The organism is Bradyrhizobium sp. SZCCT0231, from assembly GCF_018130245.1.
GTDB lineage: Bacteria > Pseudomonadota > Alphaproteobacteria > Rhizobiales > Xanthobacteraceae > Bradyrhizobium > Bradyrhizobium japonicum_F.
Genome location: NZ_JAFCKP010000027.1, coordinates 1 through 14,635, shown reverse-complemented (window position 1 = coordinate 14,635; position 14,635 = coordinate 1). Strand labels below are relative to the sequence as shown.

The following is a 14,635-nucleotide window of genomic DNA, read 5'->3' as shown; positions in this document are numbered from 1 at the left end:
TGGCTATGGGTCCCGGATCGGCGCGCGCTTGAGGCGCGCTTGTCCGGGACGACAGCGGAGGGTTGGCCAAGCTTACGGCCGCACCAATGTGTACCCGTTCTCCGCCAGGAACAGGATCTGTCCGACGCCCACCTGTACCGGCGTGGCCGCTTGGATGAACTCCGGCCGCTTGCCCGTCTCCCGCTCGATCGTATCGACCGTATTGAGGCAGAGGTCGAAGCGCACGCCCTGCGCGATCAGGCTCTCGACCTGCTTGCGACGCTCGCTGCCGGCAAGAAGCAGGTCGATGCCGGGACCGAACGCCACCACCTCGATCGCGATCTTGTCGGGATCGTAGGCCTTCAGCAGATTGTTGGCGACGCTCAGCACCAGCGCCTGCTTCTTCGCATCGCCGTCGGAGAGTTGCAGCACGACCTTGTGCTCGGCGAACGGCTTGTCCTGGAGCGGCACCTGTTGCGCAAGAGCAGGCGGGGCCGCCCAGACGAGCAGTGCCAGCATCATCGCGGACAAGAGCTGCGACCGCATCATCCCTGTCCTGCAATGCCTGGATTGCCGTCGACCCCTTTCAGCATCACGCCGGAGCCGAGTCGCTCCTGTAACATCCGGCCCGAGCGCAGATATTTGCCGACGACGTCCCACACCGGCGCGCCTCGCTGGTCGTTGACCGAAGCCCAGCCCGCGATCTTGTAGCGGTGGCTGGCGTTGAGCGCCTTGCCGTTGCCGAGCCTCAGCTCGGAAATGCGACTGCCGATCGCAGCGTCCGGCGTGCAGGTGTAGCTGAGCCCACCGGCGCGCACCATGTCGCCGCCCTGCTGGTAATAGGGATCGGCGTTGAAGAGATTGTCGCAGACGTCTTCCAGCACGTCCTTGATCTGGGCCCCCGTCATCTCCTGCACATAGGTCTCGGGATAGGTGATCGCGGTCTCCGCCAGCACATCCTCCATGGTCAGCGCCTGGCCGGACAGCGCGGTGACGCCCCAGCGGAAGCCCGGCGACAATGCGATCTCGGCATCGAGCTCGGTGCGCAGCGCGGTGCAGATCAGCTCGTCCATGGGCCCGGAGAAATTGCCGCGCCGATAGAGCAGGCGGTCGGGCGTTGCGATCTTCGCCGACCAGTCGGTCACATGCGGCGCGCGCAGCCGGCCGATCAGCTCGGCCATGGCAGGATCGGGCTTCAGCAGCTCGGAATAAACCGGCAGCAGATGGTAGTGGACGTCGCTGACCTTGCCCTTGTCGATCGCGAGATCGAGCACGGCCAAAAATTTCCCGTTGGAGCCGGCATTGGTGACGAGCGTGGTGCCACCGGCGTTCTTCACGGCAATCGGCTGCGGCACGGCGTCATGGGTATGGCCGCCGAGAATGACGTCGATGCCGGTGACGCGGCTTGCGAGCTTGAGGTCGACATCCATGCCGTTGTGCGACAGCAGGATGACGGCATCGACCTTGTCGGTGCCGCGCAAGGCATCGACGTGCTTCTGCAGTTCCTCCTCGCGGATGCCGAAAGTCCAATCCGGCGTGAATTTTTTGGGATGCGCGATCGGCACGTATGGGAAGGCCTGGCCGATGATCGCGACCCGATGGCTGCCGATCTCCTTGATAACAGACGGCTTGAACACGCGCCCCGTGGCCTTGTCGAAGGCGGGGGCGTCGTTGAATGCGGCTTCCTCGGTCAGGAACACGTTCTGTGCCAGGAACTCGCCTTTGAAACGCTCGAGATTGTCGCGCAGCGCCTGCTCGCCATAGGTGAATTCCCAATGCCCGGTCATCGCTTCGATGCCGAGCAGATTGGCGACCTCGACCATGTCGCGGCCCTGCATGGCATTGGCCAGCCCCGTGCCCTGCCAGAGATCGCCGCCGTCGACGAGCAGCGAACGTCTCTCGCCGACATCGGCGCGCAAGCGATCGACCAGCGTCTTCAGATGGGCGAAGCCGCCGAGCTTGCCGAAGCGGCCTGCGGACTTCTCGAACTCGAAGCAGGTGAAGGCATAGGCATCCGCGCTGTCGGGCCGGATGCCGAACCGCTCCAGGAAGGCGCGGCCGACCAGATGCGGCGGCCGTCCCGCCATCTCGCCGATGCCGATATTGACGCTGGGCTCGCGGAAATAGACCGGATTGAGCTGCGCATGCGTGTCGGTGATGTGCAGGATCCGCGCATTCCCGAACCGTTCGAGGTCGTAGATGCTGGCGGTGTCAGTGCCGCGGGCCAGCCGCGGCAGGCCGAGCGTAGCGGCGGCAAGGCCTGCACCTTTCAGGAAATCGCGGCGGCGGATGCCCATCTCGAATTCTCCGCGCCCCTTCAACGACGGTCCGACAGTTCCAATAGGCTCCAATCTAGCGGATTTCCATCGCCTTCCAGGCTTCTTTTTCGGACGTGGCCTGGAAGATCGACGCCTTCGCCAGCGCCTCGGCCTCCTTGGCTGCGGCAACAGCACGGTCGAAATCGCCGCCGTCGGCAGCCTTCTTCGCTGCCGCCAGCGCAGATACGGTCACGGTCCACTGATTGCGCATGCCCGCCGCCTCCTTGGAGACGGCTTCCGCGGTGGCATAGGCCGCCTTGTAATCCGCCTCATTTGCCGCGCGCGCGGATGGCGCAAGGCTCAACGCGAGTAGCATGGCGAGAGCAAGTGACCGCTTCATGGCCGTGCTCCCGGGCCTGAGATCGGCAGTCCGTTGGCGACGTAGGACAGGAAATATTCGACGTCGCGATATTCATCCGACTGCGGCTCCAGCGGAACCGCTCGGGTCTGGCTGTTGCAGGTGACGAAGCGGCGGCTGGTGGTGCCCATGCCGCTCCATTCGGAGCGGTAGATCGGCATCGCGTTGAGGATGCCGAGCGCCGGTGCCAGGGTCTCGGCGCGGATGCGCTCACCCGGGCTCTGCACATGGCAGCTCGCGCAGGAGAAATTCATCTGGCCGCGGCGGGTGTAGAAATAGCGCTTGCCGTTCTCGAACGCCGCCAGCGCGCGGGGATCGTCGGGAATCTTGATGTCCATCGGCTTGCCGCGCGAGGTGAAGGCCATGTAGGCGGTGAGCGAGGCCATCTCGTCCTTGACGTAGGAATAGGGCGCCTCGCCATTGGCCTCGCGGCAGCGGTTGAGCGCGAGCTCCAGCGTGACGACCTTGCCTTCCTTGGTGTCGAAGTACGGATAGTTCTGGCGGATGCCGATGCCGCCGTTCGGGAAGCAGTCGGCGTAGGTCTTGCCGTTCTTGAACGGGGTCGAGAACATCTCCTTGCCGGCGTCGAGCGCGAACTCGTAAGGCGGAAATTCCTCCTTCTCCTGCCACTGCCGCTTCATGTCCTCGTTCATGGAATAAGGACCGTTGACGAAATCCTCGTGCTTCACGTTCGGAAACTTCCGGAAGAAGAAGTTCTGGAACGCCTTGGCATCGGCGACGGGATCGACCTTGTCGGCCGCGACGACGCGCGTTGCGGCGAAAGCAAGCGCCGCGAGCGCGACGAAGGCTGAGCCGAACAGAATCGTAGCGCGCTGTTTCATCACGCGATCTTCGCGGTGGTGGTGTCCGAGCCACCCTTGTTGTCGGTCCAGGAGATCTTGAGCTCGTCGCCCTTCTTGGCGCCCTTGAAGCTGAACTTCACATAGGGATCCTTGGAAACCGCGGTGCCCCAATCGGCGACGAAGACGTCCTTGCCGTTACATTCGAACTTCAGCTCCTGGATGAAATGCGCGGGGATCAGCTCGCCCTTGGAATCCTTGACTAGGCCCGTGTCCATGGGGTGCTGGATCAGCGCCTGCACCTCGGTGATGTCGCCGTTGGACGTTCCGCGCACGCGAATGCTTGATGCCATGTCGAACTGCCTCGCTTAACCGCCGCAACCGCCGACGGTGACCTTGACCTCCTTGGTCGCGCTGTAGAGCTTGCCGTCGGCTTCCACGATCGCGGTCAATCTGGTGGTCCTGGCCATCTTCAGCCGGTTGGCGACGGCAGGGATCGTGCCATCGGGGATCTTGTAGCTTGCCGCGAGCGCGAACGGGTTCTCGGCCACGAAGAACGAGATCGAGGTGACCTTGTCCAGCGTCGTCGTCACCGAGATCGGCACCACGCCGCCGTTCTCGGCGATCTCGGGCGCATCCAGCTTGACCTTGTCCGACGGTTCGGCGGTCTTGCCGTAGAGCGCCTTGATCGCGTCCGCCTCGCTCTTCTGCTTGAAGGCCTCTTCCGGATATTTGTCGTTTGCCGCCGCGCGCGCGGGCGCTGCGAACGGCAGGTTGCCGAGGCCGAGCAGCGCGACCGAGGCTGCGCCCTGAAGGATCAGGCGCCGCGTCGGATGAGGCTTGGGGGTCGTGGTCATCTCAAGTCTCCTGGGCCGCCGGCCGTCACAGGGTCTGCAGGAAATCAACGATCGCGTTGATCTCCCGTTCGGTCAAAATCCGGTTCCGGCCGAACGGCGGCATCATGGTCTGCGGATTGCGCTTGGTCTCGTCGAAGATGATCGCAACCAGCTCGTTGCGATCGGGGTATCTGGCCTTGATGTCCTTCAGTTCCGGCCCGATCGTTCCGGGTAGGTCGCCGCCTTTGATGGCGTGGCAGGTCAGGCAATTGCCCTTGCCGCGGTCGAAGGCGAGTTTCTGGCCGTCGGCCACGCTGGACTGTGCCCCAGCCGGGGCCATGGCCGCGCCGGCGAGGAGGGCCAGCGCCACGAGCAGGGCGGGCTTGCAAGGAAAGGCGGTCAAGGCATCGTCCCGAGCGGTATGTCGATGATCTCATTTGCGGAATTGTTCAAAAGCACAAAGGGCACCGCCTGACAATCAAGACTATGCACGCGGCAAAATGGGGTTAATATCCTCCGCATTGCAACCGGTGAGATAGTTCGTTCATCAGATCGTCTGGAGCTAGCAAATTATTCTCAGGCGTTTGGCCCTTATGGGCGTGTTTTCTGTTTCACAATTTTTTGGGGACGTCACTTGGCTGAATATGTCGTCGAATTTGGCAGGGACGGAGGACGGGTCGAGCCGGATGGCCGGCTCGATGCGCCGGCTTTCCATCGCAATCACGAACCGATTTGGGCCGCGCTGGAAAAGCATCTCGCCGGCGCCACCGGCGACGTGGTGGAGCTCGGCAGCGGAACCGGCCAGCACGTGGTTCATTTCGCCCGTCACACGCCCGGCCTGATCTGGTGGCCGAGCGACCTCAACCAGCGCCACCTCAAGAGCATCGAGGCCTGGCGCGTGCATGCGGGCCTGCCGAACATCCGCCCGCCCCTGCGGATCGACCTCACCGATCCCGACTGGTGTCCGGAGATGAAAAGCGGGCAGGGGCCGACCAGCCTTGCGGCCGTGTTCTGCGCCAATGTCATTCACATCGCGCCCTGGGTCGTGGCCGAAGGCCTGTTCGCCGGCGCCGGCCGCTATCTGCGCCCCGACGGCAAGCTGTTCCTCTACGGCCCCTTCAAGCGCGACGGCAAGCACACCGCACTCAGCAATGCGGTGTTCGACACCTCCTTGCGCGAGGGCAATCCCGAATGGGGCGTGCGCGACGTCGTTGATGTCGAGAAGCTGGCGAAGGCGGTAGGCCTCGGCCTCGTCGATACGATCGAGATGCCTGCGAACAATCTGACGCTGGTGTTTTCGCGGTCGTAGGTCGTCATGGCCGGGACAAGCCCGCCATGACGATGCGGATGCGCTCACGCCCGAACGCTAGCTTTCGTCCCCCCACCCGATCTTCTCCTTCAGAAACCGAAAGCCCAGCACCTCGAAACCGGCGCGCTCCTTGTTGTCCTTGCCGTAGCCATGGCCGCCGGCGGCCGGCTCGTAGAACCAAGCTTCAAAGCCCATCGCCTGGAGCTTGGCGGCCATCTTGCGGGCATGGCCGGGATGAACGCGGTCGTCGCGCCGCGTTGTCGCGATCAGGATCGGCGGATAGGCCTGGCCGTCCCTCACGTTGTGATAGGCCGAATAGGTCTTCAACCACTCCCATTCCTCGGGCTTGTCGGGGTCGCCATATTCCGCGATCCAGCTCGCGCCCGCGAGCAGCTTTGTGTAGCGGCGCATGTCGATCAGCGGGATGGTGCAGAACAGCGCGCCGAAGCGTTCGGGATAGCGCACCAGCATGTTGGTGATGAGGATGCCGCCGTTCGATCCGCCCTGCGCGGCGATGCGCTTTGCGCTCGTCACGCCGCGGCGGACGAGATCGGCCGCGACCGCGGCGAAATCGTCGTGTGAGAGCTTTTTGCCGGCAAGCCGTCCGGCATCGTGCCAGCGCGTGCCGAACTCGCCGCCGCCGCGCAAATTCGCCTGCACGGTCGTGCCGCCGCGCTCCAGCCAGAGCTTGCCGAGGGAGGCGTTGTAGTACGGCTTCACCGAGACGCCGAAGCCGCCATAGGCGCTCATATAGACCGGCGCATCGCCGGTCTCAGCCGCGGGGCCGGTCTGCACATAGGGAATGCGCTCGCCGTCAACAGAGATCGCTTCGTGCTGGGTCACGACGAGGCCGTCGGCGGTGAACGTTTTCGGCGCCTGCTTCAGCACGATCGGGCTTGCGATACTGCGCTCGATCAGCAGCAGCGAGGGCGGCGTCAGCGGATCCTGCACATTGGCGAGCAGATCGCCATTGCTCTCCGATGCATGCCGATCGAGCGGCCAGACGTCGACGACGCCGATCTGCGGCAGGCCGGGAAGCGTCTCGCGGCTCCAGCTAGTGGCGGATGGCGTGCAGATCTCGAAGCGCGGCTTGAGCTCGTCGAGGATCGACAGCACCAGCTTGCTGGCGGCCCAGAACAACCCTTGCAGCGCGCGCCGCGGTGCGGGCTCGAACAGGACGACAAAATCGCGGCTGCCGGCAAGGAAGGCCGAGAGCGAGATGCCGAGCACGGTATCGGTGGCATAGGTCCGGCCTTCGATTGTCCAGTCCTTGCGCAGCTTCATCGCGAACCAGTCGCCATGCGCCTGCATCCAGATCCCGGTCGGCAGATCGAGCTTCGTCATGCCACCGGCCGCATCGCGCAGCCAGATCGCATGATTGAAGAAGTCGATCTGGTCGACGATCCACACCCGCGGCGCCGCACCGGTGTCGTCGCTTGTCCCTGAGATCGCCATGTGATCGGCGGTGGTCTCGATGATCAATTGCGCCTGATCGACCGGCTGACCTCGCCGCCACAGGCGCACCGTCCGCGCATATCCCGAGCTCGTCGCCATGCCCTCGCCATAGGCGCTCGACAGCAGCAGTGTGTCGGCATCGAGCCAGTCGACGCCGCCCTTGGCTTCCGGCAGCGCAAAGCCGTTCGCCACGAAGCTTTTCGTGGCGAGGTCGAATTCCCGCAAGGTGACGGCGTCGCTGCCGCCGCGCGACAGGCTCAGGATCGCCCGCGAGCTTGCCGGCATCGTGGCGATACCGCTGAGCAGCCAGTCCTCGCCTTCACTTCTCGCGAGCTGGTCGATGTCCAGCATGGTCTCCCATGCCGGATCGGCTTTGCGAAATTCCGCCAGCGATGTCCGCCGCCACAGGCCGCGCGGGTTGATGGCATCCTTCCAGAGATTGTGCAGGTCGTTGCCGCGCCGGCTGACATAGGGAATGTTGTCCGGTCGGTCATAGATCGCCGCGAGGACGTCGCGATCGTGCGCGAAGGCCTTGCCGCCGAACGCTTGAAGCGTCAGCTCATTCTGCCGCTCGACGAAATCGAGCGCCTGCGTGCCCTCTATCTCTTCCAGCCACAGCCAGGGATCGTCATCGGGAGCACTGAGCGTGGGCCTGTCGTCGACGGTCATGAACGAAACTCCCAAGAAATGGCAGCGGATAGGATTTGATCGAGCGCAAGCCGTCAAGAGCGCGCTCCGCTATCATCGCAGCGATTGCGTCAGGGGCATGGCCCGCGCCCGTTTGCGCCGGTTGTCCGCTCTTCCGCGCCCCTCCATAGTGCCGGGAATCAACAAGGCCCCTTGAAAGCCTAAAAAGCCCCTTGGGGCGGAAGTGCCGATGCTGGACGTAACTGCTGTCAATGAAATCGCCGACGATGCCCGCGTGCGTGCCAATGTGGTGCGCCTTGCCGCCGCGCAGGCGCTGACCGGCGCCAACTCGGCGGTGATCTTCGCCACCGGCGCGATCGTCGGCGCCACGCTCGCCCCGGACATGTCGTTCGCGACCGTGCCGATCTCGATGTATGTGGTCGGGCTCGCCGCCGGTACGCTGCCGACCGGCGCGATCTCGCGCCGCTTCGGTCGCCGCGTGGCCTTCGTCATCGGCACGGGCCTCGGCACGCTGACCGGCCTGCTCGGCTCGTTCGCGATCTTGCACGGCTCGTTCGCGCTGTTCTGTGTCGCGACCTTCCTCGGCGGCCTCTACGGCGCGGTGGCGCAGTCCTATCGCTTCGCCGCCGCCGACGGCGCCAGCGCGGCCTACCGCCCCAAGGCAGTGTCCTGGGTGATGGCGGGCGGCGTGTTCGCCGGCGTGCTCGGTCCGCAGCTCGTGCAATGGACCATGGATGTCTGGCAGCCCTATCTGTTCGCCTTCAGCTTCCTGGTGCAGGCCGCGGTGGCGCTGGTCGCCATGGGCATCGTCGCCGGCGTCGACATGCCCAAGCCCGCGCCGGCCGATCTGCATGGCGGCCGGCCGCTGCTCACGATCGTGACCCAGCCGCGCTTCATCGCGGCGGCGCTGTGCGGCGTGATCGCCTATCCCATGATGAATCTGGTGATGACCTCGGCGCCGCTCGCCATGAAGATGTGCGGCCTCAGCGTGTCCGATTCCAATTTCGGCCTGCAATGGCACATCGTCGCGATGTACGGGCCAAGCTTCTTCACGGGCACGCTGATCGCGCGCTTCGGTGCCCCGAAGATCGTGGCCGCCGGCCTGCTGCTGGAAGCGGGTGCCGCCACCATCGGCCTCTCCGGCCTCACTGCGATGCACTTCTGGGCGACGCTGATCGTGCTCGGGGTGGGCTGGAATTTTTCCTTCATCGGCGCCTCCGCGCTGGTGCTGGAGACGCACCGGCCGCAGGAGCGCAACAAGGTGCAGGCCTTCAACGACTTCCTGGTGTTCGGCATGATGGCGATCGGCTCGTTCTCATCCGGGCAATTGCTCGCCAATTACGGCTGGTCGGCGGTGAACCTCGTGGTGTTCCCACCGGTGGTTCTCGGCCTCGTTGTACTCTCGCTGGTCTCCTGGGCCCGCCGCCGCAAGGCGCGGCTGGATGCCGCCATGGGCGAGTTTCCGGATGCGGTGTGATGGCAGGAGGCTGTCAGCAGCGTTGATACTTCGATCGCAGTCGAAGTGATTTTCGAGATCGGCGTTGTTACATGATGCTCGTCATCAACAGACGGGCGTGACGCACGGCGCTCGCGGGGGAAACGAAGGAAAGCGCAAATGCTCGACAACCCCCGCCATTCGGTTCCCATCGACGAATCCTCGCTCCGCTACGACGGTTGGCGCATCGTTGCGGTCTGCTTCCTGCTCGCGACCTTCGGCTGGGGTCTCGGCTTCTACGGCCAGAGCGTCTATGTCGCCGAGCTGCAGCGCGCGCGGGGCTGGCCCGCCACGCTGATCTCCGCAGGGACCACGTTCTTCTACCTGTTCGGCGCACTGCTGGTCGTCTTCGTCGGAGAAGCCGTGCGAACATACGGCCCGCGGCTCAGCCTGATCGCGGGCACGCTGGCGATGGCGGCGGCTGCGGTCGCGATCGGCGCGGTGCGCGAGCCCTGGCAGCTCTACCTCGCCGATGCCGTGCTCGCCTTCGGCTGGGCCGGCACCAGCCTCGCCATGATCACCAACACGATCAGCCTGTGGTTCGACCACAAGCGCGGCATGGCGATCAGCCTCGCACTCAATGGCGCCAGCTTCGGCGGCATCGTCGGCGTGCCGCTGCTGGTGGCGTTGATCGGCCATGTCGGGTTCGCCAGCGCGATGTATCTCACTGCCGCTGCCATGCTGGTGCTGCTGCTGCCGGTCATCCTCCTTCTCGTCGGCCGCCCGCCCGATCGCCACGGCTGGCACGCGGCGGCGAAGGCGAAGCCGCAATCATCGACAGAGATCCGCGCTTGGGCGCTGCGCGACGTCGGCTTCCTCACGGTGACGATCGCCTTCGCCCTGGTGCTGTTCGCGCAGGTCGGCTTCATCGTGCACCTGATCTCGTTCCTCGATCCCGTGATCGGGCGCGAGCGCGCCGCCGTCGCCGTCGCGGTGCTGACGGCGATGGCCGTGGTCGGCCGGGTGCTGTTCTCGCTGGTGATCGACCGCCTCAATCAGCGCCTGGCCTCCGCGCTGTCGTTCCTCAGCCAGGCGGCGGCGCTTCTCGTCGTCATCAATCTGCACAACGACTATGTGCTGATCGCGGCCTGCGCATTGTTCGGCTTCTCGGTCGGCAATCTCATCACGCTGCCGTCGCTGATCGTGCAACAGGAGTTCGACTCCGCGGCCTTCGGCGTGCTGATCAGCCTCAACACCGCGATCAACCAGGTGACCTACGCCTTCGGCCCCGGCGTCGTCGGGGCCTTGCGCGATTGGTCCGGCGGATACACGCTGCCGTTCTATCTCTGCATCGCGCTGGAGGTGATGGCGGCGGTGCTGATCATGGTGCGGGGAAAGCCAAGAGCGAAGCACTCGTAGGGTGGGCAAAGGCGCTCTTGCGCCGTGCCCACCACCTGTCTCTACATCGCGAGATTTGGTGGGCACGCTTCGCTTTGCCCACCCTACGAGATCGTGCCCCTACGGCATCACGCTTCCCGCTGTCTCAACAACGCCTCCACGTCCAGCCGCTTGGTGAACATCGCCAGCTTGCCATCCGTCCCGAACGGCCACTGCTCCTTCGGCCGGTCCCAATACAGCTCCACGCCGTTCTGGTCGGGATCGCGCAAGTACAGCGCCTCGCTGACGCCGTGGTCGCTCGCGCCATCGAGCGCGATGCCCGCCGTGAGCACGCGGTGCAGCGCGTCCGCCAGCGCAGGGCGTGTCGGATAGAGGATCGCGGTGTGATAGAGCCCGGTCGCATCAGGCGGCGGCGGCGAGCCGCCCTTGCTCTCCCAGGTGTTGAGCCCGATGTGGTGATGATAGCCGCCGGCCGAGATGAAGGCCGCGCCCGAGCCCATGCGCTGCATCAGCTCGAAGCCGAGCACGCCGCAATAAAAGCCGAGCGCACGATCGAGATCGGCGACCTTGAGGTGGACATGGCCAATCCTGGTGCCGGGGTGGACGGCTGGGCTTTGCGACATGTGAATGCTCCGTTGCTGGGCTCCACATAGGGCGGGCCTCAGGACAGTGCTACTGGCCGATCCCGAAACCCATCGTTTCCGAATGGGAAACTAGCTCAGCTCCGACACCTCACCCTCGGGCAGGCCGAACTCGAACGTGTTCAGCGTCATCGAAACCAGCGTGTAATAGCCGCACAGCCCGATCACTTCGACGACGCCGCGCTCGCTGAGCAGCTTCACCGCCTCATCATACAAGCCCTTCTCGACGCCGTGGCCCTCGTGCAGCGACTTCGCGACGTCGTAGATCATCCTGCCCCTGGGATCGTCGAACTCGGGCGTGCGGCGGTCGCGGATCGCCTCGATGATCTCAGGCTTCATGCCGCCCGCGAGCGCCAGGCGCTTGTGCGCATACCATTCGTAATGCGCGGTCCAGTGCCGCGCCGTCACCAGGATCGCGATCTCCGAGAGCTTTGCCGGGAAGATCGTGTCGAAGCGCAGCACTTCGCCGAGCCTCGTCGCATGGCGCGCCATCTCCGGGCTGCTCAGCCAGGCCATCATCGGCGCCGGCGGCTTGCCGCGCTTGCCGGCAATCGACTCGTCATAGGTCTGCCGCTGGCTCTCGTTCATTTCGCCAGGCGAAAGAAGTTTCAGGCGCATTCTCGTTTCCTCTTTGTTTTCAAGCTCGCGCTTGCGGCGACTATAGCCGAATGTGGGCTCGCGGAAGTGGTTGAATTCCGCGAGGCGTTGGCCCAGAGTCGTGCCCAACAAGTCGAATTTTGAGTGATGGAAACGACCATGACCGACTCCAAGACCAGCGATAAGACCAGCGATTCTGAACCTGCCGATCTCGAGCAATTCCGCGTTGAGGCGCGCGCTTGGCTGGAAGCCAACTGCCCGCCGGAGATGCGCAAGCCCGCAACGTCGGATGCCGACGTGTTCTGGGGCGGACGCAACGCAAAATTCTCCTCCGAGCCGCAGCGCATCTGGTTCGAGCGCATGCGCGACAAGGGCTGGACCGTGCCGGATTGGCCTAGGGAATATGGCGGTGGTGGCCTCAGCGCTGCCGAGCACAAGGTGCTGCGCGCGGAGATGGCCAAGATGGGCGCGCGTCCGCCGCTGTCGAGCTTCGGCATCTGGATGCTCGGGCCGGCGCTGCTGAAGTACGGTAACGAGGCGCAGAAGAAGGAGCATCTGCCGAAGATCGCCGCGGGTGAGATTCGCTGGTGCCAGGGCTATTCCGAGCCGAATGCCGGCTCCGATCTCGCTTCGCTCCAGACCCGCGCCGAGAGCGACGGCGACGACTTCGTCATCACCGGCCAGAAGATCTGGACGTCCTACGCCAATTACGCCGACTGGATCTTCTGCCTGGTCCGCACCGATCCCGCTGCGAAGAAGCATGACGGCATCAGCTTCATCCTGTTCGACATGACCTCGAAGGGCGTTTCGACCAAGCCGATCCTGCTGATCTCAGGTTATTCGCCGTTCTGCGAAACCTTCTTCGACGGCGTCCGGGTGCCGAAGTCGCATGTGGTCGGCACCATCAACCGCGGCTGGGACGTCGCGAAATATCTGCTCCAGCACGAACGCGCGATGATCTCGGGGATGGGCGAGCGCGGCGTCGGCCGGCCGCTCGGCCAGATCGCGGCCGACACCGTCGGCGCCGATGGGCAAGGCAGGCTCGACGACGCGATGCTGCGCGGCCAGATCGCGCGCTTCGACGTCGATGAAGCCGCGTTAGCTGCCTGCGCCGAGCGCGCGGTCGATCTCGCCAAGGCCGGGCAGGCGCATCCGGCGTTCTCCTCGGCGATGAAATATTACGGCACCGAGCTCAACAAGCGCCGCTACGAGATCTTGATGTCGGCGGGCGGGGTCGATGCGCTGGAATGGGAGAGCGAGCGCTCCAGGCAGGGCGCCCGCCCGCGCGCCTGGCTGCGCACCAAGGCCAACTCGATCGAAGGCGGCACGTCCGAGGTCATGCTCGGCATCGTCGCCAAGCGCATCCTGGATCTGCCGGGAGCGTGAGGCTTTCTGTCATTCCGGGGCGCGCAACGCGCGAGCCCGGAATCCATTCATCCACCAACTCTGCGGCGCGATGGATTCCGGGCCTGCGCCTGCGGCGCATCCCGGAATGACGAACCAAAATAGATTTCGAATCGGAAACAAGCAACATGGCCCTCGTCCTCACCGAAGAACAATCCATGCTCCGCGACAGCGCACGCGGGCTGATCAGCGACAAGGCGCCGGTGTCGCACCTGCGCCATTTGCGCGACAGCAAGGATCCCACCGGCTTCTCGAAAGAACTCTGGCACTCCTTCGCCGAGATGGGTTTTGCCGGCCTGTTGGTGCCGGAAGAGTTCGGCGGCAGCGGCCTCGGCTATGTCGAGGCCGGAATCGTCATGGAGGAGATCGGCCGCACCTTGATGCCGTCGCCGTTCCTTGCCACCAGCGTGGTCGCGGCCTCGGCACTGAACCGCGGCGGCAATGCAGCGCAGAAGTCGGAGTACCTGCCAAAGATTTCCAATGGCTCGCTGCTCGCGACGCTGGCGATCGACGAGGGCGCCAAGCATCGCCCGCTGCAGACCAGCCTGCAGGCCGTGCGCGCCGGCAACGGCTTCAAGCTCTCGGGCGCCAAGGCGCTGGTGGTCGACGGTCATGTCGCCGATCTCCTCATCGTCGCCGCGCGCACCGCGGGCGCCGCCGGCGAGCGCGAAGGCTTGACGCTGTTCCTGGTCGACCCCAAGGCCAAGGGCCTCGCGATCGAGCGCACCATCATGGTCGATGCGCACAACGCGGCGCGGATCGAATTCGCCAATGTCGAGGTCAATGCCGACAGCGTGCTCGGCGAGGTCGATCAGGCGGCCGGCCTGCTCGATGGCGTGCTCGATATCGGCCGCGGCGCGGTCGCCTCCGAGATGGTCGGCCTCAGCGATGAAGTGTTCAGCCGCACCGTCGAATATCTCAAGAGCAGAAAACAGTTCGGCAAACTGATCGGCGAATTCCAGGCGCTGCAGCACCGTGCCGCCGAGCTCTATGTCGACATCGAGATCACCCGCGCCGCCACCATGAAGGCGCTGCAGGCACTGGACGCCGACATTGCCAAGGCCGCCTCAGCCGTAGCGGTGGCGAAAGCCCGCGCCGGCACCACCGCCACGCGCGCGGTGCAGGAAGGCGTGCAGATGCACGGCGGCATGGGCATGACCGACCAGTTCGACATCGGCTTCTTCATGAAGCGTGCACGGGTCTGCGAGGAGCTGTTCGGCGATGCGAACTACCACACCGAGCAGCTGGCGCGGGCGCGGGGGTATTGAGGCAGTAGAGCTCTCGTAGGGTGGGCAAAGGCGCGCGAGCGCCGTGCCCACCATCTCTCCTCGTGTGGGGCTCGAACTGGTGGGCACGCTTCGCGGCCCGGCGGCGGCTTCGCTTTGCCCACCCTCATATGGGGATTTGCGAGTCAAGGCCTTTCGGTTGGCTTGAGTGAGTTTGGCGCGGTGCGAGGG

15 protein-coding genes are annotated in these 14,635 nt (G+C 64.9%); 5 read left to right on the top strand and 10 right to left on the bottom strand.

The window, feature by feature from the left end:
* Positions 1-72: 72 nt before the first annotated feature.
* From JQ566_RS32750 to soxX, 7 genes are read right to left on the bottom strand one after another with little or no spacing between them, the layout of a single operon-like run.
* Complete coding sequence (locus JQ566_RS32750; protein WP_212380107.1) at positions 73-528, bottom strand: DsrE family protein; 456 nt, start codon at positions 526-528, stop codon at positions 73-75.
* Positions 525-2,276: a thiosulfohydrolase SoxB gene (gene soxB / locus JQ566_RS32745; protein WP_212380105.1), complete on the bottom strand. Its 1,752-nt coding sequence runs from the start codon at positions 2,274-2,276 to the stop codon at positions 525-527. The genes JQ566_RS32750 and soxB overlap by 4 nt, the downstream gene beginning before the upstream one ends.
* 55 nt (positions 2,277-2,331) lie before the next feature.
* Positions 2,332-2,637: a hypothetical protein gene (locus tag JQ566_RS32740; protein WP_212380103.1), complete on the bottom strand. Its 306-nt coding sequence runs from the start codon at positions 2,635-2,637 to the stop codon at positions 2,332-2,334.
* Positions 2,634-3,497, bottom strand: a complete 864-nt coding sequence (gene soxA, locus JQ566_RS32735) for a sulfur oxidation c-type cytochrome SoxA (protein ID WP_212380102.1) — start codon at positions 3,495-3,497, stop codon at positions 2,634-2,636. Before soxA ends, JQ566_RS32740 begins: the two co-directional genes overlap by 4 nt.
* Positions 3,497-3,808 carry a thiosulfate oxidation carrier complex protein SoxZ gene (soxZ, locus tag JQ566_RS32730; protein WP_212380100.1) on the bottom strand — a complete coding sequence of 104 codons (312 nt, stop codon included), beginning with the start codon at positions 3,806-3,808 and terminating at the stop codon, positions 3,497-3,499. The genes soxA and soxZ overlap by 1 nt, the downstream gene beginning before the upstream one ends.
* A 15-nt stretch (positions 3,809-3,823) precedes the next feature.
* Entirely contained in the window at positions 3,824-4,312 is a 489-nt protein-coding gene (gene soxY, locus JQ566_RS32725) for a thiosulfate oxidation carrier protein SoxY (RefSeq protein WP_212380098.1), read from the bottom strand.
* A gap of 25 nt (positions 4,313-4,337) precedes the next feature.
* Entirely contained in the window at positions 4,338-4,694 is a 357-nt protein-coding gene (soxX, locus tag JQ566_RS32720; protein ID WP_249139947.1) for a sulfur oxidation c-type cytochrome SoxX, read from the bottom strand.
* Positions 4,695-4,925: 231 nt separating this feature from the next.
* Here soxX and JQ566_RS32715 point away from each other — a divergent pair, with 231 nt between their 5' ends.
* A complete protein-coding gene (locus tag JQ566_RS32715; protein ID WP_212380096.1) occupies positions 4,926-5,600 on the top strand; it encodes a DUF938 domain-containing protein in 675 nt (224 codons plus the stop codon).
* Between the two features lie 57 nt (positions 5,601-5,657).
* Here the strand turns inward: JQ566_RS32715 and JQ566_RS32710 are convergent, their stop codons facing one another.
* Positions 5,658-7,724 (bottom strand): prolyl oligopeptidase family serine peptidase, encoded by a 2,067-nt coding sequence (locus JQ566_RS32710; RefSeq protein ID WP_212380094.1) that lies wholly within the window; start codon positions 7,722-7,724, stop codon positions 5,658-5,660.
* A 208-nt stretch (positions 7,725-7,932) separates the two neighbouring features.
* Here JQ566_RS32710 and JQ566_RS32705 point away from each other — a divergent pair, with 208 nt between their 5' ends.
* Complete coding sequence (locus JQ566_RS32705; protein WP_212380091.1) at positions 7,933-9,180, top strand: MFS transporter; 1,248 nt, start codon at positions 7,933-7,935, stop codon at positions 9,178-9,180.
* A gap of 138 nt (positions 9,181-9,318) precedes the next feature.
* Positions 9,319-10,557 carry an MFS transporter gene (locus JQ566_RS32700; protein ID WP_212380089.1) on the top strand — a complete coding sequence of 413 codons (1,239 nt, stop codon included), beginning with the start codon at positions 9,319-9,321 and terminating at the stop codon, positions 10,555-10,557.
* A 107-nt stretch (positions 10,558-10,664) separates the two neighbouring features.
* Here JQ566_RS32700 and JQ566_RS32695 read toward each other — a convergent pair whose 3' ends face one another.
* Positions 10,665-11,159: a VOC family protein gene (locus JQ566_RS32695; RefSeq protein ID WP_212380087.1), complete on the bottom strand. Its 495-nt coding sequence runs from the start codon at positions 11,157-11,159 to the stop codon at positions 10,665-10,667.
* Positions 11,160-11,249: 90 nt separating this feature from the next.
* Positions 11,250-11,795, bottom strand: coding sequence for a carboxymuconolactone decarboxylase family protein (locus tag JQ566_RS32690; protein ID WP_212380085.1), 546 nt, complete (start codon positions 11,793-11,795; stop codon positions 11,250-11,252).
* A gap of 138 nt (positions 11,796-11,933) precedes the next feature.
* On the opposite strand from JQ566_RS32690, the gene JQ566_RS32685 reads away from it, so the two are divergent.
* Together JQ566_RS32685 and JQ566_RS32680 are read left to right on the top strand one after the other, a co-directional pair.
* Positions 11,934-13,160, top strand: coding sequence for an acyl-CoA dehydrogenase family protein (locus JQ566_RS32685; RefSeq protein ID WP_212380083.1), 1,227 nt, complete (start codon positions 11,934-11,936; stop codon positions 13,158-13,160).
* Between the two features lie 146 nt (positions 13,161-13,306).
* Positions 13,307-14,446, top strand: a complete 1,140-nt coding sequence (locus tag JQ566_RS32680) for an acyl-CoA dehydrogenase family protein (protein ID WP_212380081.1) — start codon at positions 13,307-13,309, stop codon at positions 14,444-14,446.
* Positions 14,447-14,635: the final 189 nt, after the last annotated feature.

Bases quoted from the DNA above. Each gene is read 5' to 3' on its own strand.
- soxA (WP_212380102.1), bottom strand. From the start codon at position 3,497: ATGAAACAGCGCGCTACGATTCTGTTCGGCTCAGCCTTCGTCGCGCTC.
- soxZ (WP_212380100.1), bottom strand. From the start codon at position 3,808: ATGGCATCAAGCATTCGCGTGCGCGGAACGTCCAACGGCGACATCACC.
- JQ566_RS32685 (WP_212380083.1), top strand. From the start codon at position 11,934: ATGACCGACTCCAAGACCAGCGATAAGACCAGCGATTCTGAACCTGCC.
- JQ566_RS32700 (WP_212380089.1), top strand. From the start codon at position 9,319: ATGCTCGACAACCCCCGCCATTCGGTTCCCATCGACGAATCCTCGCTC.
- JQ566_RS32740 (WP_212380103.1), bottom strand. From the start codon at position 2,637: ATGAAGCGGTCACTTGCTCTCGCCATGCTACTCGCGTTGAGCCTTGCG.
- JQ566_RS32680 (WP_212380081.1), top strand. From the start codon at position 13,307: ATGGCCCTCGTCCTCACCGAAGAACAATCCATGCTCCGCGACAGCGCA.
- JQ566_RS32710 (WP_212380094.1), bottom strand. From the start codon at position 7,724: ATGACCGTCGACGACAGGCCCACGCTCAGTGCTCCCGATGACGATCCC.
- JQ566_RS32695 (WP_212380087.1), bottom strand. From the start codon at position 11,159: ATGTCGCAAAGCCCAGCCGTCCACCCCGGCACCAGGATTGGCCATGTC.
- JQ566_RS32690 (WP_212380085.1), bottom strand. From the start codon at position 11,795: ATGCGCCTGAAACTTCTTTCGCCTGGCGAAATGAACGAGAGCCAGCGG.
- JQ566_RS32750 (WP_212380107.1), bottom strand. From the start codon at position 528: ATGATGCGGTCGCAGCTCTTGTCCGCGATGATGCTGGCACTGCTCGTC.
- soxB (WP_212380105.1), bottom strand. From the start codon at position 2,276: ATGGGCATCCGCCGCCGCGATTTCCTGAAAGGTGCAGGCCTTGCCGCC.
- JQ566_RS32705 (WP_212380091.1), top strand. From the start codon at position 7,933: ATGCTGGACGTAACTGCTGTCAATGAAATCGCCGACGATGCCCGCGTG.
- soxY (WP_212380098.1), bottom strand. From the start codon at position 4,312: ATGACCACGACCCCCAAGCCTCATCCGACGCGGCGCCTGATCCTTCAG.